This is a genomic window from Streptomyces sp. NPDC025793 (assembly GCF_055558375.1).
Genome location: NZ_JBVHMR010000012.1, coordinates 95,345 through 114,808, shown reverse-complemented (window position 1 = coordinate 114,808; position 19,464 = coordinate 95,345). Strand labels below are relative to the sequence as shown.

General features: G+C 72.2%; 20 protein-coding genes and 1 pseudogene. 12 read left to right on the top strand and 9 right to left on the bottom strand.

Going from position 1 to position 19,464, the window contains the following annotated elements:
• Nucleotides 1-49 precede the first annotated feature (49 nt).
• Nucleotides 50-1,177: an 8-amino-7-oxononanoate synthase gene (locus ACZ4MF_RS23270; RefSeq protein ID WP_467493843.1), complete on the top strand. Its 1,128-nt coding sequence runs from the start codon at nt 50-52 to the stop codon at nt 1,175-1,177.
• An 80-nt stretch (nt 1,178-1,257) separates the two neighbouring features.
• Here ACZ4MF_RS23270 and ACZ4MF_RS23265 read toward each other — a convergent pair whose 3' ends face one another.
• Together ACZ4MF_RS23265 and ACZ4MF_RS23260 are read right to left on the bottom strand one after the other, a co-directional pair.
• On the bottom strand, nt 1,258-1,479 hold the full coding sequence (locus ACZ4MF_RS23265; protein ID WP_467493842.1) for a DUF397 domain-containing protein: 222 nt from the start codon (nt 1,477-1,479) through the stop codon (nt 1,258-1,260).
• Between the two features lie 15 nt (nt 1,480-1,494).
• The gene (locus tag ACZ4MF_RS23260; RefSeq protein WP_376288358.1) at nt 1,495-2,355 is read right to left on the bottom strand and encodes a helix-turn-helix domain-containing protein; all 861 of its coding nucleotides are present in this window, start codon (nt 2,353-2,355) and stop codon (nt 1,495-1,497) included.
• A 211-nt stretch (nt 2,356-2,566) separates the two neighbouring features.
• Here ACZ4MF_RS23260 and ACZ4MF_RS23255 point away from each other — a divergent pair, with 211 nt between their 5' ends.
• Entirely contained in the window at nt 2,567-2,998 is a 432-nt protein-coding gene (locus tag ACZ4MF_RS23255; RefSeq protein ID WP_356030119.1) for an ATP-binding protein, read from the top strand.
• 360 nt (nt 2,999-3,358) lie between these two features.
• Here the strand turns inward: ACZ4MF_RS23255 and ACZ4MF_RS23250 are convergent, their stop codons facing one another.
• From ACZ4MF_RS23250 to ACZ4MF_RS23240, 3 genes are all read right to left on the bottom strand, one after another.
• A complete protein-coding gene (locus ACZ4MF_RS23250; protein WP_356030121.1) occupies nt 3,359-3,832 on the bottom strand; it encodes a C40 family peptidase in 474 nt (157 codons plus the stop codon).
• A gap of 579 nt (nt 3,833-4,411) precedes the next feature.
• Nucleotides 4,412-4,717, bottom strand: coding sequence for a hypothetical protein (locus tag ACZ4MF_RS23245; RefSeq protein ID WP_356030122.1), 306 nt, complete (start codon nt 4,715-4,717; stop codon nt 4,412-4,414).
• Nucleotides 4,718-4,724: 7 nt separating this feature from the next.
• Entirely contained in the window at nt 4,725-5,360 is a 636-nt protein-coding gene (locus ACZ4MF_RS23240; RefSeq protein ID WP_467493841.1) for an ATP-dependent Clp protease proteolytic subunit, read from the bottom strand.
• An 88-nt stretch (nt 5,361-5,448) separates the two neighbouring features.
• Between ACZ4MF_RS23240 and ACZ4MF_RS23235 the strand changes: the two genes are divergently transcribed.
• The 8 genes from ACZ4MF_RS23235 to ACZ4MF_RS23200 all read left to right on the top strand — a co-directional run bounded on the left by ACZ4MF_RS23235 (nt 5,449) and on the right by ACZ4MF_RS23200 (nt 12,318).
• Nucleotides 5,449-5,760 (top strand): type II toxin-antitoxin system Phd/YefM family antitoxin, encoded by a 312-nt coding sequence (locus ACZ4MF_RS23235; RefSeq protein ID WP_467493840.1) that lies wholly within the window; start codon nt 5,449-5,451, stop codon nt 5,758-5,760.
• A gap of 234 nt (nt 5,761-5,994) precedes the next feature.
• On the top strand, nt 5,995-6,297 hold the full coding sequence (locus ACZ4MF_RS23230; protein ID WP_467493839.1) for an urease subunit gamma: 303 nt from the start codon (nt 5,995-5,997) through the stop codon (nt 6,295-6,297).
• A gap of 10 nt (nt 6,298-6,307) precedes the next feature.
• Nucleotides 6,308-6,619 (top strand): urease subunit beta, encoded by a 312-nt coding sequence (locus tag ACZ4MF_RS23225; RefSeq protein WP_467493838.1) that lies wholly within the window; start codon nt 6,308-6,310, stop codon nt 6,617-6,619.
• Nucleotides 6,612-8,333 (top strand): urease subunit alpha, encoded by a 1,722-nt coding sequence (locus ACZ4MF_RS23220; protein ID WP_467493837.1) that lies wholly within the window; start codon nt 6,612-6,614, stop codon nt 8,331-8,333. The genes ACZ4MF_RS23225 and ACZ4MF_RS23220 overlap by 8 nt, the downstream gene beginning before the upstream one ends.
• Entirely contained in the window at nt 8,333-9,007 is a 675-nt protein-coding gene (locus tag ACZ4MF_RS23215; protein WP_356026984.1) for an urease accessory protein UreF, read from the top strand. The genes ACZ4MF_RS23220 and ACZ4MF_RS23215 overlap by 1 nt, the downstream gene beginning before the upstream one ends.
• Nucleotides 9,008-9,107: 100 nt before the next feature.
• Complete coding sequence (ureG, locus tag ACZ4MF_RS23210; RefSeq protein WP_467493836.1) at nt 9,108-9,785, top strand: urease accessory protein UreG; 678 nt, start codon at nt 9,108-9,110, stop codon at nt 9,783-9,785.
• Nucleotides 9,782-10,543 carry an urease accessory protein UreD gene (locus ACZ4MF_RS23205; protein WP_467493964.1) on the top strand — a complete coding sequence of 254 codons (762 nt, stop codon included), beginning with the start codon at nt 9,782-9,784 and terminating at the stop codon, nt 10,541-10,543. The genes ureG and ACZ4MF_RS23205 overlap by 4 nt, the downstream gene beginning before the upstream one ends.
• A 167-nt stretch (nt 10,544-10,710) precedes the next feature.
• A complete protein-coding gene (locus tag ACZ4MF_RS23200) occupies nt 10,711-12,318 on the top strand; it encodes an alpha/beta hydrolase (RefSeq protein ID WP_467493835.1) in 1,608 nt (535 codons plus the stop codon).
• Nucleotides 12,319-12,385: 67 nt separating this feature from the next.
• Here ACZ4MF_RS23200 and ACZ4MF_RS23195 read toward each other — a convergent pair.
• Both ACZ4MF_RS23195 and ACZ4MF_RS23190 read right to left on the bottom strand, forming a co-directional pair.
• Nucleotides 12,386-13,379: pseudogene (locus tag ACZ4MF_RS23195) on the bottom strand (NAD-dependent epimerase/dehydratase family protein).
• 95 nt (nt 13,380-13,474) lie between these two features.
• Nucleotides 13,475-14,200: a lysophospholipid acyltransferase family protein gene (locus ACZ4MF_RS23190; RefSeq protein WP_467493834.1), complete on the bottom strand. Its 726-nt coding sequence runs from the start codon at nt 14,198-14,200 to the stop codon at nt 13,475-13,477.
• Between the two features lie 254 nt (nt 14,201-14,454).
• Here ACZ4MF_RS23190 and ACZ4MF_RS23185 point away from each other — a divergent pair, with 254 nt between their 5' ends.
• Both ACZ4MF_RS23185 and ACZ4MF_RS23180 read left to right on the top strand, forming a co-directional pair.
• Complete coding sequence (locus ACZ4MF_RS23185) at nt 14,455-14,853, top strand: DUF6153 family protein (protein ID WP_467493833.1); 399 nt, start codon at nt 14,455-14,457, stop codon at nt 14,851-14,853.
• A 97-nt stretch (nt 14,854-14,950) separates the two neighbouring features.
• The gene (locus ACZ4MF_RS23180; RefSeq protein WP_467493832.1) at nt 14,951-15,571 is read left to right on the top strand and encodes a DUF305 domain-containing protein; all 621 of its coding nucleotides are present in this window, start codon (nt 14,951-14,953) and stop codon (nt 15,569-15,571) included.
• Between the two features lie 18 nt (nt 15,572-15,589).
• Here the strand turns inward: ACZ4MF_RS23180 and ACZ4MF_RS23175 are convergent, their stop codons facing one another.
• Complete coding sequence (locus ACZ4MF_RS23175) at nt 15,590-16,819, bottom strand: PP2C family protein-serine/threonine phosphatase (protein WP_467493831.1); 1,230 nt, start codon at nt 16,817-16,819, stop codon at nt 15,590-15,592.
• 111 nt (nt 16,820-16,930) lie between these two features.
• Complete coding sequence (locus tag ACZ4MF_RS23170) at nt 16,931-19,390, bottom strand: SpoIIE family protein phosphatase (RefSeq protein WP_467493830.1); 2,460 nt, start codon at nt 19,388-19,390, stop codon at nt 16,931-16,933.
• Between the last annotated feature and the right edge of the window lie 74 nt (nt 19,391-19,464).

The window sequence follows — 19,464 nt, the reverse complement described above, 5'->3', positions numbered from 1 at the left end:
GCCGGGCCGCTAGTGTCTGTGCGCTACCTACAAAAGCCCCGGAGGAACCATGGCGTTCGGCTGGATCGACGACCAGGCCGAGGCGCGCCGCCGCGCCGGACTCGTCCGCACCCTGCGCCCGCGCCCCGCCGACTCACCCCTGCTGGACCTGGCGAGCAACGACTACCTGGGCCTCGCCCACCACCCCGAGGTCGTCGAGGGCGCGGCCGGGGCGGCCCGGACCTGGGGCGGCGGCTCCACCGGCTCCCGGCTGGTCACCGGCACCACCGAGCTGCACACCGAGCTGGAGCGCGAGTTGGCCGCCTTCTGCGGCTTCGAGGCGGCCCTGGTCTTCTCCTCCGGGTACGCCGCGAACCTGGCCGCGGTCACGGCGCTCGGCCCGCACGGCTCGCTGATCGTCTCCGACGCGGGCAACCACGCCTCGCTCATCGACGGCTGCCGGCTCGCCCGGGGCGCCCGGCAGGTCGTCGGGCACGCCGACCCGGAGGCGGTGCGCAAGGCGCTGAGCACGCACGAGGGTGAGGCGATCGTCGTCTCCGACTCGGTGTTCTCCGTGGACGGCGACGCGGCGCCGCTGGCCGAGCTGGCCGCGGCCTGCCGCGAGTACGGCGCCGGACTGGTCGTGGACGACGCGCACGGGCTCGGGGTGCTGGGCGACGGCGGCCGGGGCGCGCCGTACGCGGCGGGGCTAGCGGGCGCGGCGGACGTGGTGGTCACGGCCACTCTGTCCAAGTCGCTGGGCAGTCAGGGCGGGGTGGTGCTGGGACCGGCGCGGGTGATCGACCATCTGGTCAACGCGGCCAGGACGTTCATCTTCGACACGGGGCTGGCCCCGGCGGCGGCGGGTGCGGCGCTGGCGGCCCTGCGGCTGCTCGTGCGCGAGCCGGAGCGGGCGGCGCGGGCCCGTGACGTGGCCGCGGAGCTGCACGCACGGCTCACCGCCGCGGGTCTGGACGCGGTGCGTCCGGACGCCGCGGTGGTCTCCGTGCGGGCTCCGTCCCCGGAGCAGGCGGTGCGCTGGGCGGCCGACTGCCGTACGGCGGGACTGGCCGTGGGCTGCTTCCGTCCTCCTTCCGTGCCCGACGGCATCTCGCGGCTGCGGCTGACCGCCCGGGCGGACCTGTCCGGGGCGGAGACCGAACGCGCTGTACGGGTGATCGACGAAACGCGACCATGAGTCGGCGTGACACGGTCGTGCTTCACGCGTGACGGACTGCCTGGCTGATTACCTGACTGACTACGTGTGATCGGCTCTGATCAGAGAGTGGAGAGGAACCCGGCCCAGCTGCGGGCGGAGAAGAGCAGCGCGGGCCCGGCCGGGCTCTTCGAGTCGCGCACGGCGAGCGCTCCGGCCCACGGGCCGGAGCGCGGCCGAGCCGTCTCCACGCAGTTGTTGGCTCCCGTGCTGTAGCTGCTGCGCAGCCAGCGCACGTCGTGCAGGTCGGTACTGGCAGGGACGATCCGAGGCGGTGCTGACATGGGGGGCGTGCCTCCTTACGCGCCGTCACCTATTCCGGCGATGTAATCCAACGAGTCCTCGGGGGAAAGGGCGTGGATCCGAAGGGTGTCGAAGGCCTCCGAGTAAGCCTTGAGGTCTTCTTTCCGTTCGAGGTAGAGGCTACTCGTCAATTGGTCGAGAACAACCACGTCCAGATCAGAAGTGCTCGGAAATGAGAAGATAACGAAAGGTCCGGTGAGGCCCACATGGGCTCCGGCGGCGAACGGCAGTACCTGCAGCCGCACTTGGGGCAGGCGGGCGGCCTCCGTGAGCCGCTCCAACTGGCGGGCCATCACATCGGGGCCGCCGACCTCGCGCCGCAGCACCGCTTCGTCCAGCACCGCGCTCAGCTCCAGCGGCGGGTCGGAGCGCAGCACGTCCTGCCGGGCCAGCCGCACCTCCACCAGCGTGTCCAGCCGCTCCTCGTCCAGGTCGGGCACCGCCGCCCGGGTCACCGCGCGGGCGTACTCGGGCGTCTGGAGCAGGCCCGGCACCACCGTGGTCTCCAGGGTCCGCATCGCGCTCGCCTGCGATTCCAGACTGATGAAATCCCGGTACGTCGGCGGCAGCACCCCGCGGTAGGCGTGCCACCAGCGGTGCCGGTCGCCCGCCCCGTCGGAGCCCGCCAGCATCAGCAGCAACTCGCGCAGATGCCCGTCCCGCACCTCGTAGGCGTCGAGCAGGGAGCGCACATCGGCTGGTTTCACCCCGCTGGCGCCGGTCTCGATCCGGCTCACCTTCGACTGGTGCCACCCGACCAGCCGGGCCGCGTCACCGCTCGTGAGCCCAGCGCCGGTACGCAGCATGCGCAGTTCGGCGCCCAGTTTGCGGCGCCGTACCGCCGGCCCGTTCTGCATGGGCTCCTCCTTACTCCTTCCGGGCCGCCCCAATACGGTATTGCGTCGTAGAGTTCACCGCTTCGGGCGACAGATATATGCATATCTTGGTGGATCCCTCCCCGTGACCGCTTCGGTGATGGCAGTCTGACGAAGAAGCACCAGTCCGGGACCGTACTCGAACCAACCGCTCCTTGTCGGTGCGATCCCGCGGGAAAGGGACGACGACGCCATGGCAGACCACCTGGAAGCATCCGTCACTCTGCCGAGCGCTCCCGCCTCGGTCTCCGCCGCCCGCTCCTACGTCGTCGGCACCCTCGCGGAGTGGGGCCTGCCGTCGGACACCGAAGCGGCCGACACCGTCCGGCTCATCGTCTCCGAACTCGCCACCAACGCGGTACAGCACACCTTCGGCCAGTCACCCACCTTCACGGTCGACATCGCACTGGACCGTGACGAACAACTGCACATCGGCGTCACGGACAGTCATCCCCGCTTCCCGAAGAGACTGCCCGCCGCCGTGCAGCAGGACAACGGCCGCGGCATGGTCATCATCCGCTGGCTCACCGCCGAGTGCGGCGGCAAACTCCGCATCCGCCCCACGAGGGAGGGCGGCAAGACGGTGTCCATCGAACTGCCGTGGGCGGTGCCGACGGCATCCTGAAGGAGCGTCAGCGCCGACGGCAGGCTACGAGGGGGTGTCGTTTGGATCATCCCGGCGTCGCGGGCCCTGGCAGGCGCTCCCCCAGAGGGGGCACCACCAGCGGCGTTGTCGTCGATCGCCGACTCTCCCACGCCCGGCTTCGCTCGCGCGGGAGGGGCCCCACGACCCCGCTCGGGTCGGCCGGCAGGCGCCGTTCCGCACGGCCGCCTGATCCAAGCGACACCCCCGAGGCCACCGAGATCGCGTGGTGCGGTCGCCCCGCCTCCCCGGGCCGCCCGTGGGCTCCAGGCGGGCACCGGGGTGGCGCTACGGTGCTGTGAGCGGCCCTGCTGCTGGAGCCGCTCACAGCCTGACGCCGGATCAGCTGATCCGGCCGTACCAGACGCTCCTGGTCCAGATCTTCTGGAGCCGTACCACGTCCCCGGTCTTCGGCGCGTGCCAGATCTTGTTGTGGCCCGCGTAGATGCCGACGTGGTAGACGTTCGAGCCGTAGTGGAAGAACACCAGGTCACCGGCCCTGCGGCTGTCGGCCGAGATGTGGTGTGACGTGTTGTACTGCGCGGCGGCGGTACGCGGCAGGGTCTTGCCCGCCTTCTTGAACGAGTAGAGGGTCAGCCCCGAGCAGTCGAACCGGCGCGGCCCGGTGGCCCCGTACTGGTACGGGGCGCCCCTCTTGGAGGCCGCGACCTGGAGCGCTTTCGTCGCGAGAGTAGCTGCCGAGGCGTCGGTGGAGAGCCCCGGGACCACGATCGAGCCGCCCACGGCGGCGAGGGTGAGGGCCGAGGCCGTACCGGCCCGGGCCATGAGCGACGGGACACGATTGAGCGCAGTCATGCGCAACCCTTCGTCAGCCGCCTGTGAAGGATGACCTGTCGGATTCGGGCTGGCGAAGGTGCCCGGCCGCGTTGCCGCGGCTTCACCCCAAGGGCTGCTCGGAGCCTTCGGTCGTCCGCCTGTCACGCACAGACGACGTCCGCCCCGGCGACCCGTCTTGCCTGGGTCCTCCACTCCTGCCGATCCACTCCTGTCGACCGGTCACCCGGGCGGCGGCAGGACTCGGCGTCCGCCCGGATCGCCCCGCCGCTGTGGCGGGGGCTTGTCGTCAGTCAGGGATCTTGACGTACTGCAGTCGGAAAATCCCAACGGAACCGGGGATTTGTGGCGTTACTCACCACTCACCCGTTCGGGTGGACAGCGCGGTGTTCGAGACCTCGTCAAAACCCGTACGTAGCCCCGGACCTGGGAAGACGTCAGCGTGCAGGATCCGCCGGCCCGCGCCGTGCGCGGGCCGCGGGCCCCGGAAAACGATCTGGATATACACCGGTCGGCGGTACGTCGTTCGGGCCGTTTGACACCCCGTACGAACCAATCGTGTCGACATGTCGATCCCGCCGGATCATCCGGGCGTCCGGATCAGCCGACGCCGTCCGGCGGGAGCGTGACGCGCGCAGTACGGCGTTCACCGTCCAGCACCCGCAACGCCCGTGCCAGCGTGTCCCCGTGCAGCTCCGTCTCGCCCCGCCGGTGCATCAACGCGAGGGCGTCACGCAGCTCTGCGGCCTTGCGCACCAGCGCCTGGGCCGCACGCAGACCTCGGTAGGTGTCCCCGCCGGCCGCCGGGTTGACCCTGCCCAGCAGGTCGGCCGCCTCCAGGTACCGGTCGATCAGTTCGCCCTCGGCCCGCGTGAGTGCGGGCAGCGGCGGAAGCTCGGGAAGCATCCTCGGCTCACCTCGCGTCCGGTGCGCCGGGCGTGCTGCGCCGGCCGGGCACGATGCCGTCCACCAGACCGTAGGTGAGAGCCGCCGGGGCGTCCAGGACCGTCTGCCGTTCCAGATCGGCGTGCACCTGCTCCGCCGTGCGCCCGGTGTGCCGCACCAGCATCTCCTCCGTCAACGCCCGCATCCGCGTCAACTCCTCGGCCTGGATGAGGAGGTCGCTCGGCTGACCCTGCACCGGTTCGGTCAGCTGGGGCTGTTCCAGCACCATGCGCGCCCCGGGCAGCGCGAACCGCTTGCCCGGGGTGCCGGCCGCGAGCAGCAGCGCGGGGTAGGAGGCGGCCTGGCCCAGGCAGTACGTGGCCACGTCGCAGCTGACGTAGGTCAGCGTGTCGTAGATCGCGGTCATCGCCTGGAAGGTGCCGCCGGGGGAGTTGATGTACAGCGTGATGTCCCGCTCGGGGGCCGCGTGTTCGAGGTACATCAGCTGCGCCATCACGTCGTTGGCCGCGATGTCGTCGAGCGGGGTGCCGAGGAAGACGATCCGGTCCTCGAAGAGCTTGCCGTAGGGATCGAGCGTGCGTGCGCCGCTGCTGGTGCGCTCCGTGAACTCCGGCAGGACGTGACGGGCCAATGCGCGGGACATGGTCGTACCCCTTCGTGTGGCGTGGCCGCCGGTGCGGCTCGACGTCTGTAAAAAATGTACAGGATGTACGTGACGTTAGAATGGGGTCATGGCCTACGAGATTCCGGTGACGCAAGCCAGGGCTGAGCTCGCCGACCTGATCAACCGGGTGGTGTACGGCGGTGAGCGCGTCGTCGTGACACGGCATGGAAAGCCGCTGGTCGCGCTGGTCTCGGCCGGTGACCTGGAGCGGCTGGACGCGCTCGACGAGCCGGCCGCGGAGGATCAGGTGATCAGCTCCGTGTCGGGGCTGCGCGAGGCCGGTTCCGCTCCGCGCGAACGGCAGCAGCGGTTCGGGCTCGCCGCCGAGCACCGGGGGCCCGGCATGGCCGCCGAGCACCGGCGGCCCGGCGTGTCCTGACCCGTGCGGATGAACGGGTAAGCCGCTTACCGTCCCGCGGTCATCGCGCGATCAAGGTCTGGTTAACGTCGTTGAAACTCCGGCGAACTAACCTGCCGATCCACGCCACCAGCGGTTTTTCTGCCCGGATTGCTGGCAATCCTGGTATTTGTCGGTGTGTTAGACCTGTCTCCGTCGTGGTGGCTGCGGCAACCGGACCCCGTACGGTCCGGAGCGAGGACTGTGAGGTGGGACGTGCAACTGACCCCGCACGAGCAAGAGAGGCTGCTCATCCACGTGGCGGCCGACGTGGCGGAGAGGCGCCGGGCCCGCGGGCTCAGGCTCAACCACCCCGAGGCGGTCGCCCTCATCACCTCGCACATCCTTGAGGGCGCGCGGGACGGCCGTACGGTCGCCGAGCTGATGTCCTCCGGCCGCAAGATCCTCACCAGGGACGACGTCATGGAGGGCATCGCCGAGATGATCCACGACGTCCAGGTGGAGGCCACCTTCCCGGACGGCACCAAGCTCGTCACCGTGCACGAGCCGATCATCTGAGGGCGCCGCGATGATTCCCGGAGAGGTTCTGTTCGCGCACGGCCCGGTCGCCTACAACGAGGGCCGCGAGGCCACCCGCGTGACCGTCCTCAACGCCGCCGACCGGCCCGTCCAGGTCGGCTCCCACTATCACTTCGCCGAGGCCAACCCCGGCCTTCAGTTCGACCGCGCCGCCGCCCGCGGCAGGCGGCTGAACATCGCCGCCGGCACCGCCGTGCGCTTCGAGCCCGGCATCCCCGTCGACGTCGAACTCGTCCCTCTCGCGGGCGCCCGGATCGTGCCGGGGCTGCGCGGGGAGACCGGAGGCTCCCTCGATGCCTGAGATCTCCCGCGGCGCCTATGCCGACCTCTTCGGCCCCACCACCGGTGACCGCATCCGGCTCGCCGACACCGATCTGCTGATCGAGATCGAGGAGGACCGATCCGGCGGCCCGGGCGCCTCCGGGGACGAGGCGGTCTTCGGCGGTGGCAAGGTCATCCGCGAGTCCATGGGCCAGTCCCGGGCCACCCGCGCCGACGGCACCCCCGACACCGTGATCACCGGCGTGGTCGTCGTCGACCACTGGGGCGTCGTCAAGGCCGACGTCGGCATCCGCGACGGCCGGATCACCGCGCTCGGCAAGGCCGGAAACCCCGACACCATGGACGGCGTCCACCCCGACCTGGTCATCGGCCCCGAGACCGAGATCATCGCGGGTAACGGGCGGATCCTGACCGCCGGTGCGATCGACGCGCACGTCCACTTCATCTGCCCGCAGATCGCCGACGAGGCGCTCGCCTCCGGCATCACCACCCTGGTCGGCGGCGGCACCGGCCCGGCCGAGGGCTCCAAGGCGACCACCGTGACACCCGGACCCTGGCATCTGGCCCGGATGCTGGAGGCGATGGAGGCCTATCCCGTCAACGTGGGCTTCCTCGGCAAGGGCAACACCGTCAGCCACGAGGCGATGCTGTCCCAGATCCGCGGCGGCGCCGCCGGCCTGAAGCTGCACGAGGACTGGGGCTCCACCCCGGCCGTCATCGACGCCGCGCTCACCGTGGCCGACCGGACGGGCATTCAGGTCGCCATCCACACCGACACCTTGAACGAGGCCGGGTTCGTCGGCGACACCCTCGCCGCCATCGCGGGCCGGGGCATCCACTCGTACCACACCGAGGGCGCCGGCGGCGGGCACGCACCGGACATCATGACCGTCGTCTCGCAGGCCAACGTGCTGCCCAGCTCCACCAACCCGACCAGGCCGTACACCGTCAACACCGCCGAGGAACACCTCGACATGCTGATGGTGTGCCACCACCTGAACCCGGCGGTCCCCGAGGACCTGGCGTTCGCCGAGTCCCGGATCCGGCCGTCCACCATCGGCGCGGAGGACGTGCTGCACGATCTCGGCGCGATCTCGATCATCTCCTCCGACTCCCAGGCGATGGGCCGGGTCGGCGAGGTGATCCTGCGGACCTGGCAGACGGCGCACGTCATGAAACGCCGGCGGGGCGCCCTGCCCGGCGACGGCCGCGCGGACAACCACCGGGTGCGGCGCTACGTCGCCAAGTACACGATCAACCCGGCGCTCGCCCAGGGCCTCGCCGCCGAGATCGGCTCCGTCGAGACCGGCAAACTCGCCGACCTCGTCCTGTGGGAGCCCGCGTTCTTCGGGGTCAAGCCGCTCCTCGTGCTCAAGGGCGGGCAGATCGCGTACGCGCAGATGGGCGACGCCAACGCCTCCATCCCCACTCCGCAGCCGATCCTGCCCCGCCCGATGTACGGCGCGATCGGCCGTGCCCCGGCCGCCAACTCGGTGAATTTCGTGGCCCCGTTGGCGATCGAGGACGGGCTGCCGGAGCGGCTCCAGCTCGGCAAGCGGTTCGTGGCGATCGAGTCCACCCGGCAGGTCACCAAGGCCGACATGCGCGAGAACGACGCCCGGCCCGACGTGCGGATCGACCCCGACAGCTTCGCCGTGCACATCGACGGCGAACTGGTCGAGGCGACACCCGCGGCCGAACTGCCCATGGCCCAGCGCTACTTCCTCTTCTGATGAGCAGGGCTGCGCTGCTGGTCCTCGCCGACGGCCGCTTTCCCGCCGGAGGGCACGCGCACTCCGGCGGGGCGGAGGCCGCCGTCAAGGCGGGCCGGATCACCGGTGCCGGGCACCTGGAGGACTTCTGCCGGGGCCGGCTGCACACCGCGGGGCTGGTCGCGGGCGCGCTCGCGGCGGCCGCCGTACTCGGCGTGGACGTGCGGGAACTGGACGCGGCGGCGGACGCCCGCACCCCCTCCCCGGCGCTGCGCGCCGCCGCGCGCCGGCTCGGACGCCAGCTGCTGCGGGCCGCCCGCGCGAGCTGGCCCGCGCCCGAACTCGACGCGCTGGCCCGGGAGTTCCCCAAGGGCGCCCATCAGCCGGTGGTGCTCGGACTGGCCGCACGGATGGCCGGACTGGGCCCGGACGACGCGGCCTACTGCGCGGCGTACGAGAGCGTGAGCGGGCCGGCGACGGCGACCGTGCGCCTGCTGAGCCTGGACCCGTTCGACGCGACCGGCGTGCTGGCGCGGCTGGCACCGGAGGTGGACCGCGTGGCGGACAGGGCGGTGGAGGCGGCACGGCGAGCCGCCGCCGAAGGCGTCGACGCGCTGCCCGCGGCGTCCGGCCCCCTGCTGGAGGTCGGCGCGGAGTGGCACGCGGCCTGGCCGGTCCGGCTGTTCGCGTCATGACCTGGACCAACCACCCCACCGGCGCGACCAGTTGACGAGCGACAGCCCGGGGACGCCGCCCCCCCCCGAACCAACCTCCCGGTCCCTAGGAGCCGTACCCATGCACCTCGATCACACCCACTCCGGCCCCGCCGCCGTCAGCGCGGACGCACACCGCCCCGACGGCACGCGCCGTGCGCTGCGCATCGGGCTCGGCGGGCCCGTCGGGTCCGGGAAGACCGCGACCGTGGCCGCGCTGTGCCGGGCGCTGCGCGACGAGCTGTCCCTCGCCGTGGTCACCAACGACATCTACACCCGTGAGGACGCCGAGTTCCTGCTCCGGGAGGCCGTGCTGCCGCCCGAGCGGATCACCGCCGTGGAGACCGGAGCCTGCCCGCACACGGCGATCCGCGACGACATCTCCGCCAACCTCGAAGCCGTGGAGGACCTGGAGGACGAGGTTGGCCCGCTGGACCTGATCCTCGTCGAGTCCGGCGGCGACAACCTCACCGCGACCTTCTCCAAGGGGCTCGTGGACGCGCAGATCTTCGTGATCGACGTGGCCGGCGGTGACGACATCCCGCGCAAGGGCGGCCCGGGCGTCACCACCGCCGACCTGCTCGTCGTCAACAAGACGGACCTCGCCCCGTACGTCGGCTCCGACCTCACCCGGATGGCCGCCGACGCCAAGGCCCAGCGGGCCGAACTCCCCGTCGTCTTCCAGTCGTTGCGCGCCGGGGACGGGGTCGCGGACGTCGCCGCCTGGGTCCGGGAACGGCTCGCCGCGTGGACGGTGTGACCGCCGCCGGCGTCCGGGCCCACGCGCGGATCGCCGCCCGGGCCGACGGCCGCGGCGGCACGGTGCTGCCCGTGCTCGACGGTGAGGGCCCGCTGGCCCTGCGCCGCGTCCGGTCCACCGGCGCCGAGGCCAGGGTCATGGTCGTCGGCGCGATGAGCGCTCCGCTCGGCGGCGACCGCCTGGCGCTCTCGGCGTCCGTCGCGGAGGGCGCCCGACTGCACGTCGGGTCGGCCGCCGCCACCATCGCACTGCCGGGCCCGACCAAGGGCGAGGCCCGCTACGACGTCCGGCTCGACGTGGCCGAGGGCGGCGAACTGCACTGGCTGCCCGAGCAGTTGATCTCGGCCGGCGGCAGCGACCTGTACGTCACCACCCGCGCCGAACTCGCCGCCGGAGCCCGCCTCCTCCTGCGCGAGGAGCAGGTCCTCGGCCGGGCCGGAGAGGAACCCGGCCGGCTCACCAGCCGGCTGACCGTACGTGTCGCGGGCCGGACCGTGCTGGACCAGGAACTGTCCTGCGGCCCCGGAGCCCCGGGCGGCTGGGACGGCCCGGCGGTCCTGGACGGACACCGCACCGTCGGTCAACTCGTCGTCGTACGGCCGGAGTTCGCCGAGCGGCCGGTCCGGGCACAGGCCCTGGGGGAGTGCGCCGCGCTGATACCGCTGGCGGGACCCGCGGCCCTGGTCAGCGCCGTCGCGCCGGACGCGCTGCGGCTGCGGGGGCTGCTGGAGGAAGCGCGGTCGCTGCTCGCCGGGTGAGGTGCGTATCGGTCACCGCGTGACGTGTGTACCGGTCAACGGGACATGATCGTCCGGTTATCGGATTGGTAAAGATGGCAGATGCCCCCTGTTCACAGTCGGCTCACAGCCGAGAGGATCCCCGTTTGACGACTCGCAGCGATGCATATGTAGGGGGAGGGGCCCACTTGAGGGACAACAGACCGAAGAGCCGCCTGCTGGCGCTCGGTTCGGCCGGAGCGCTCGTCACCGCCACCCTGATCGCCGGCGCCGTGTCGGCACCCGCGGCCAGCGCCGCCGGCGCCACCGGCCGGCCCGGCCAGGACCGCGCGGCCAAGGGCGCCGAGATCGCCGCCGCCCGCGCCGCCAGGGCGGGCATCAACTGGCAGGACTGCCCTGCCAACTGGGGTCTGGCCAAACCGATCCAGTGCGGCTGGGTCAGCGTGCCCGTCGACTACACGCACCCGTACGGAAAGCAGATCCAGCTCGCCGTCGACCGCATCGGCAACACCGGCACCAAGGCCGAGCGCCAGGGCGCGCTCGTCTACAACCCGGGCGGTCCCGGCGGTTCCGGGATGCGCTTCCCGACGCGGGTCACCAACAAGAACCCCGTCTGGGCGAACGTCGCCAAGGCCTACGACTTCGTCGGCTTCGACCCGCGCGGCGTCGGCCACTCGGCGCCCATCTCCTGCGAGGACCCGCAGGAGTTCGTCAAGGCGCCGAAGATGGACCCGGTGCCCGGCTCCGAGGCGGACAAGCTGGCCCAGCGCAAGCTGGCCCGCCAGTACGCGGACGGCTGCCTGGACCGCACCGGCCGCGCGATGCTCCAGCAGATGACCACGCCCAACACCGCGCGTGACCTGGACGTCATCCGCGCGGCGCTCGGCGAGAAGAAGCTCAACTACCTCGGTGTCTCCTACGGCACCTACCTCGGCGCCGTCTACGGCACCCTTTTCCCGGGCCACCTGCGCCGCATGATCGTGGACAGCGTGGTCAACCCGGCCCGCGAGAACATCTGGTACCAGGCCAACCTGAACCAGGACATCGCCTTCGAGGGCCGCTGGAAGGACTGGGAGGACTGGGTCGCGAAGAACGACGCCTCCTTCCACCTCGGCACCACCCGCGCGGCCGTCCAGGCCAAGTGGCTCGACCTGCGCGCCACCGCCAAGAAGAGCCCCATCGGCGGGGTCGTCGGCCCGGCCGAGCTGATCTCCTTCTTCCAGAACGCGCCGTACTACGACTCCTCGTGGGTGCCGACCGCCACGGTGTTCGGCAAGTACGTCGCCGGTGACACCAAGGCACTGGTCGACGCGGCGGCCCCCGACCTGTCCAACACGGCCGGCAACATCTCCGCGGAGAACGGCAACGCCGTCTACACGGCCGTCGAGTGCACCGACGCCAAGTGGCCCACCAGCTGGCGGAAGTGGGACCGGGACAACACCCGGCTCAACAAGGACTATCCGTTCATGACCTGGGCCAACGCATGGATGAACCTGCCGTGCGCCACCTGGCCGGTCACGCAGCAGAACCCGGTCCACGTCACGACCCACACGGGCCTGCCGCAGGTGCTGATCGTGCAGTCCACCCGCGACGCCGCCACCCCGTACGAGGGCGCCGTCACGCTGCACCAGCGCTTCGCGGGCTCCCGTCTGATCACCGAGAAGGACGCGGGCTCCCACGGTGTGACGGGCCTGGTGAACCCCTGCATCAACCAGCGCGTCGACGCCTACCTGGTCGACGGCAAGCTGGACGGCGCGGACGTGACCTGCGGCCCGCACGCCACACCCAAGCCGTAACCGGGACCGTACGGTGACGAGGGGCGGCCGGGAGCACCACCGCCCGGCCGCCCCTCACTCATGCCGCTCACGCCGCTCGTTTCGCGAACCAGGCGTCCTCGGCCGCGTAGTCGAAGAGGTCCGGGTACGCCTGGGCGAGCAAGGGGAAGGATTCCCGCCAGTCCCGCGCGGCGAGCATGTCCGTCAGCCACGCCACCGTCTCCGGCAGGCTCTCGGCGTACGACACCACCGGCCGGTACCCCAACTCCCGCTCCGCGGCGGACATGTCGAAGACGACCGGCAGCGGGATCGACCACGGCGTGCTGCCGACGCAGCCCTCGGGCGGACCGTCGAGGAACGCCGTCCGCGTCGACACGCCCATCACCGCGTCGACCGCCGCGCCGATCTCGGCCGACGTCGGCGTCTCGCCGTCACAGGCGTTCAGCACCCGGGTGCCGGGCCGCGCCGCCGCCAGCCGCACCAGTTCGGCGATGTTGCGGGCACTCGACGGATGGAACAGGCTCGTCGAGGTTCCGCTTCACGAAGTACAGCTCTCGCGGCAGCGGGCTGTACGGCCCGCGCACCGCGGCCGGCCGCAGCACGGTGACCGGGAACTCGTCACCACCGACGAGGAGTTCACGCTCCAGCGCCGCCTTCCTGGTGCTGTACGACGCCCCGCCCGCAGCGATCGTCCGCCGGCTCTCGGGAACCGGCACCGGGAAGGCCGGGAAGCCCTCCGGATCGCGCAGAGTGTCGAAGTTCCGCCCGGAGTCGTCCCTGTACACCGACACGGTGGAGATCACCACCGCCGAGCCGGCGCGGCCCGTGAGGGACGTCAACTGCCGGGCGTGCGACGCGTCGTAGGCCACCACGTCGACCAGCAGCTCACAGCCGTCACCGACCAGCGCGGAGAGAGCGGAAGGAGCCGTGTCGGCGGCGCGGTCCAGGCGGGCCGTCCGCACCCCCTCGTCCCACGCGGCGTCGCGGCCGCCGCTGCGCGAGACGGCCGCCACCTCCCAGCCGTCCCGCGTCAGCGCGTCCACCGTCGGATGGCCGATCTGGCCGTTCGCCCCGATCACCACAGCCTTCTTCATACGGCGAGCCCCGGTGTGCGGGCGGCGCGGGGCGTGGACGTCTGCCGTCGGCAGAGGCGGGTGCGGCGGAGCCGGCCGGTCGCTCAACCGAGCGGCGCGCGCGGGAACCTGCGTTCCTTCCCTGCCTTCTCCGCGCTCTGCCGGGTCTTGACGACGGCCGCGTACTCGTCGACGTACTCCTGCTCGGACAGGGTCATGATCGCGTACATGATCTCGTCCGTGACGGCCCGCAGGATCGCCTTCTCCCGCTCCATGCCGGCGTAGCGGGAGAAGTCGAGGGGCTTGCCGAAGCGGATGGTGACGGGGTGGAAGTGCGGGACGACCTTGCCCGGCGGCTGGGCCTCGAACGTGCCGATCATCGCGCACGGCACGACCGGCACGCCCGCCGTCAGCGCCATCACGGCGACGCCGACCTTGCCCTTGTACAGCCGCCCGTCGTGCGAGCGCGTCCCCTCGGGATAGATCCCGAGCAACTCGCCCTTGCCCAGCACCCCGAGACCCTCCCGGATCGCCGCCCGGCCGGCCTCCTTGCCCGAGCGGTCCACCGGGATCTGCCCGGCGCTGCGGAAGAAGAACGCGGTGAGCCGGCCCTTGAGCCCCGGGCCGGTGAAGTACTCCGCCTTGGCCAGGAAGGTGATGCGGCGCTTCAGGATCGCCGGCATCAGGAAGTGGTCGGAGAAGGAGAGGTGGTTCCCGGCGACGATCGCGGGGCCCGACCCCGGCACGTTCTCCAGGCCCTCGATCCGGGGCCGGAACAGAAGCCTCAGCAGGGGGCCCAGCAGCACGTACTTCAGCAGATGGTAGAACACGGCTCGCCCCTCATTCCGCCGGGCCCGGCGGCACCGGTGTCGTCCCGGCATGATCCCGGTGCCGGCCCGCGTGCGTCTGTAGTGATGCGTAAGTCATACGTAACCGCCTCGCAACCCCCTCATACCCACCGCGCCCGCCGGCTTCTCCGCCCACCCGGGGCGGGCGTCGTCGTCATCCGTCCGGCGGGGCCTGCGATGATCCGTCCGGCGGGCCTGCGATGCTTCGTATACCCCCTCCCCGTACGATGGCTGCGATGTACAGCACCGGACCGCACGCCCCGCGCCCGCCCCAGTGGCGGCGGCGCGTGCTGCTCGTGTTGTTCGTGCTGGTGGGGTTGTTGGGGATGCACGCGCTGGGGCCCGCCGGGAGCGCCGGGCACGCGGAGCACGGCCGGAGTGTCCATGCCGTCGCGCTCACCGCCTCTGACGCGTGTGCCGGCGATGACGGGCACTGCGGTGGCGGCCTTATGCATCACGCCGACCCCACCTGCGCCTCGGGGGCGGTGACCGGCGGGCCGCAGATGCCGGCCCTGGTCCCCGACCCCGTGGCCGCCCCTGCCGCGGATGTCCGCCCGCACTCCCGCGCGGCGGCGCAGTCGGAAGGCGCCCGCGCCCCGCCCTCCCTGGCCGAACTCCAGCTCCTGCGGATATAGGACGTCCCGTCGGCCGTGGCGCCCGCCCCTGCCCGGCGGAGCCCCCGGTCGCGCTCACGCGTGTCCCACATCCCTTGAGAACCACAGGAGTTACCGCATGACCACCCGTATTCCCACGCGCCGTGCCGCCCAGGTCGCCGTCGCCGTGGCCGCCGCCCTCGTCCTCGCCGCCTGCGGTGGCGGCAGCCACGGCAGCGCCGCCCACGACACCTCCGCCGCCCCCGGCGCGACCGCCTCGGCCTCCGCCCACAACGCCCAGGACGTCGCCTTCGCACAGGGCATGATCCCGCACCACCAGCAGGCCCTGGAGATGGCGCGGCTGGCGGCCGGCCGCGCCTCCTCGGCGCAGGTGAAGGACCTCGCCGCCCGCATCGAGAAGGCGCAGGACCCCGAGATCCGCACGATGACCGGCTGGCTCAGGGCCTGGGGCGAGCAGGTGCCGATGGCCGGCATGGACCACTCGGGCCACTCCGGCATGCCCGGGATGACCGGGATGATGAGCGACGGTGACATGGCCGCCCTGAAGAAGAAGCGGGGCACGGACTTCGACACGTCGTTCCTGTCCATGATGGTCGAACACCACCAGGGCGCCCTGGAGATGGCCGGCACCGAGAGGACCAGGGGCGCCTACGGTCCTGCCAGGACCATGGCGGACGCCATCGTCACCGGCCAGACCGCCGAGATCAAGGAGATGAAGAAGCTCCTCGGCAAGAACTGACGCGGGCAGGGCGCACGATCACAGCCGCACGATGACGAGCGCCGTGTCGTCGGTGGCACCCCCGGGAGGCAGCAGTTCCAGCAGCACGTGGTCCGCGAGCCTCTCGGGGTCCTCGTCGCGGTGCCGGTCGAGGGAGTCGGCGAGGCGCGCCAGACCGGTGTCGATGTCCTCGCCACGGCGCTCCACGAGTCCGTCGGTGTAGAGGACGAGCGTGGCGCCCTCCGTGTACGACGTCCAGGCCTGCGGCCGGGGGAACGGGTCGGGGCGGGCGTCGAGCGGCGGGTCGGTGGCCTGGTCGAGGAACTCCACCCCGCCTTCGGGGCGGATCAGGACGGGCGGGGGATGCCCCGCGCTGCTGTAGCTGATCGTGTGGTGGTCGAAGTCGATGAACGTCGAGACGGCGGTCGCCGACTCGGCGCCGTCGACGACGTGCGCGTACAGCCCCAGGACGTTCAGGGCCTCGCCCGGCCCCACGGCCACCCGGGAGGCCGCGCTCAGCGCGCTGCGCAGCTGGCCCATGACCCCGGCGGCCTCCAGCCCGTGCCCGACCACGTCGCCCACGGCCACGGCCATGCGATGGCCGCCCACCAGGTCGACGATGTCGTACCAGTCCCCGCACACGTTCAGCGCGCCGACCGCCGGCCGGTAGCGCACGGCGGCGTGATGGCGGCCGACCTGCCGACGGGCGGGCAGCATCGCCTTCTGCAGGGCGAGCGCCACCTCGCGCTCGCGGGCGTGGGCCTGGCGCAGCCGCTCGTTGACCTCCTGGAGTTCACGGGCGCGCGTGTACAGCTCGGCCTCCAGGACGCGGGCCCGGCTGCCGGTGGGACCGCCGCGGGCCCGGATCAGCTCGGTGACCTCCTCGACCCGGTGCACGAGCAGCGTCACCTTCCCGTCCACGTCGAGCACCGGCGCGTTGACCGGGCTCCAGTAGCGCTCCTCCCACTCCCCGGGCCGCTCGGGGTCCTCCACGTCGTACCGCTGGAGGGCCATGGCGTCACGCTCGCCGGTGGCGGCGACCCGGGCCAGCGAGGCGCCCAGGCTGCGCATGCCCGACGCGCCGTCGTTCTTCGGGTTGTCCGGGAAGACGTCGAAGAGGTGCCGCCCCACCACCTGCTCACGGGTGCGCCCGGCCATGCGCAGGAATTCCACGTTGGCGTCCACGTAGACCAGCTCGGGCGTCAGCAGCGCCACCATGCCCGGCAGCGCCTGGAACACCGCCGCGTAGTCGATGGCCGTGTCGTCCATGGCTGCCGCCCATCCGCCGGATCGCACCTGTTCCCGTCGAGTACTTCGCCCGTCCGTGTCCCTCTGTCTCCGTGTCCCTCTGTCATACGACGGACACGGGCGCCGCGCACGTCAGGCCGGTGGCTCCGTCAGGTTCTGCTCGGCCCAGATGACCTTCCCGTCGGGTACGAAGCGGGTTCCCCAGCGCTCGGTGACCTGGGAGACCAGCAGCAGCCCGCGGCCCCCCTCGTCCGTGGTGCGCGGATGGCGCAGATGGGGTGCGGTGGCACCGCCGTCGGAGACCTCGCAGATCAGCGACCGGTTCCTGATCAGCCGCAGCTGGATCGGGCCCTGTGCGTGCCGCATGGCGTTGGTGACCAGCTCGCTCACGATCAGTTCGGTGGTGAAGGCGAGCTCCGCCAGCCCCCACTCGTCCAGCTGCCGGGCGGCCTCCTTGCGGGCGTCGGCGACCATGGCCGGGTCGACGGGCAGGTCCCAGTCGGCGACCCGGTCGGCGCCGAGCAGCCTGGTCCGGGCCATCAGCAGGACCACGTCGTCGCGGGGCCGGTCCGGCACCAGGGCGTCGACCACGTCCCGGCAGCGCAGCTCCAGCGAGGACGCGGGCCGGGCCAGCGCGGTGCGCAGCCGGTCGCGGTCCGTGCCGTCGTCCGCCCCGCCGCCGTCCCGCTGGGCCAGCAGTCCGTCGGTGTGCAGGGCCAGCGTGCTGCCCTCGGCCAGGGCCAGCTCGACCGACTCGAAGGGCGGGCCGCCCACCCCGAGCGGCGGGCCCTGCGGGACGTCGACGCGGACGACGGTCGAGTCGGGCAGGACGACGACGGGCGCGGGATGGTCCGCGGCGGCCATCGTGCACTGCCCGTCGACGGGGTCGTAGACGACGTACGCACATCCCGGCCCCACCGCCCGGGCGTCGACGTCCTGCGCGGCCGAGGACCCCTGCCCCTCCTCGCGGACCGTGCGCGCGACGACGTCGTCGAGGTGCGCGAGGACCTCCTCGGGCGGCAGGTCCAGCGCGGCGAGGGTGCGTACGGCGGTGCGCAGCCGACCCATGTCCGCCGCGGCGTCGATCCCGTGCCCCGGCACCTCGCCCACGACCAGGGCCACGCGCGCGCCGGACAGCGGGATCAGGTCGTACCAGTCGCCGCCCAGGCCGGTCAGCTCGTCGGCCGGCCGGTAGCAGGCGGCCACCTCCACGGCGTCCTGCTCGGGCAGCCGGCGCGGCAGCAGACTGCGCTGGAGGACCAGCGCGGCGTCCCGCTCGCGGGTGTAGCGCCGGGCGTTGTCCACACAGACCGCCGCCCGGGACACCAGGTCCTCGGCGAGGCTGAGATCGTCCGCGTCGAACGGCTCCTGACGCCGGCGCCGGAAGAACGACGTGACGCCCAGCGTCACACCGCGCGCGCGGACCGGCACGATCATCACGCTGTGCAGGCCGAGCTCCAGGAAGGTCGCCCGGCGGCCGCCCGGGATGTCCGCGGCCCACTCCTCGCCCAGCGGGTCGAGCCGCTCCTCGCGCCAGGAGGAGCCCGTGGTCAGACAGCGGACCGGCGGTGATCCCCCGAGGTAGGCGGCCACCTGGCCGATCCCGACGACGGCCTCCGGGACCCCCGGGTTCACCGACTGGTGCCCGGCCCGCCGCAGGGGCACCTCGCCGGTGCCGTACGGCGGCCCCGGCTCCGGCTCCGCGCCGCGCAGCACGGAGTCCAGCAGGTCCACGCAGACGAAGTCGGCGAAGTCCTGCACGGCCACGTCGGCCAGTTCCTGCGCGGTCCGCACGATGTCCAGGGTGCGGCCGATCTGCTCGCCGGCCCGGTCGAGCAGGGCCAGGCGCTGCCGGGCACGGTGCCGCTCGGTGATGTCGACGACCGTGTAGTACACGCCCATCGGATGACCCCGGTCGTCCTCCAGACGAGTGAACGACATCATGCACGCCGTCTCCCGCAGGGGCGTGGAGCGCACCCGGCCCACGTGCTCGTACCCGACCACCGGCCGCCCGGTCGCCAGCACGTACCGCATCTGCGTCTCGATGTTCGCGGCGTCGATGCCCGGCTGGATCTGCGCCAGCCGACGCCCGAGCCGCTCCCGCGGCGGGCCGCCGCCGAACTGCTCCAGGGCCGCGTTCGACCAGACGCACCGCAGATCGGTGTCCACGATCGCTATGCCGACGGGGGAGTCGGTCACCATCTGCTCCAGCACCGCACGGCTCATGTCCCAGCCGCGCGCCCCGGACATGTCGCAGAGCAGAACCAGCCAGTGCGCCGCGCCGCCGGGTTCCACCGCCGGGGTGATCCGGACCATCACGCGGACCGGCCGTCCGTCCTTGCGCCGTGCGGTCAGCAGCCCCGCCCAGCCGCCGTTCCTGCGGCACTGCTCGCCCAGCTCGGGCACCCGCGCCGCGTCCTCGGCGGTCAGGAGGCCGGTCACCGTGGTGCCCACCACCTCGGCGGCGGTGTACGCCAGCAGCCGCTCGGCATCGCGGGTCCAGCTCGTCACCACGCCCTGTGCGTCGAGCAGGAGGGGCGCGGCGTCGGCCACGTCGAACCGCTGTCGGGAGGCGTCCTGCTTCTCGTGCATGCCCACGGCCGACCTCTCTGTCGCTGAGAGTGGTCTACCCGTCCATGACTCAATCTTCACTCTTCGGGCATGGG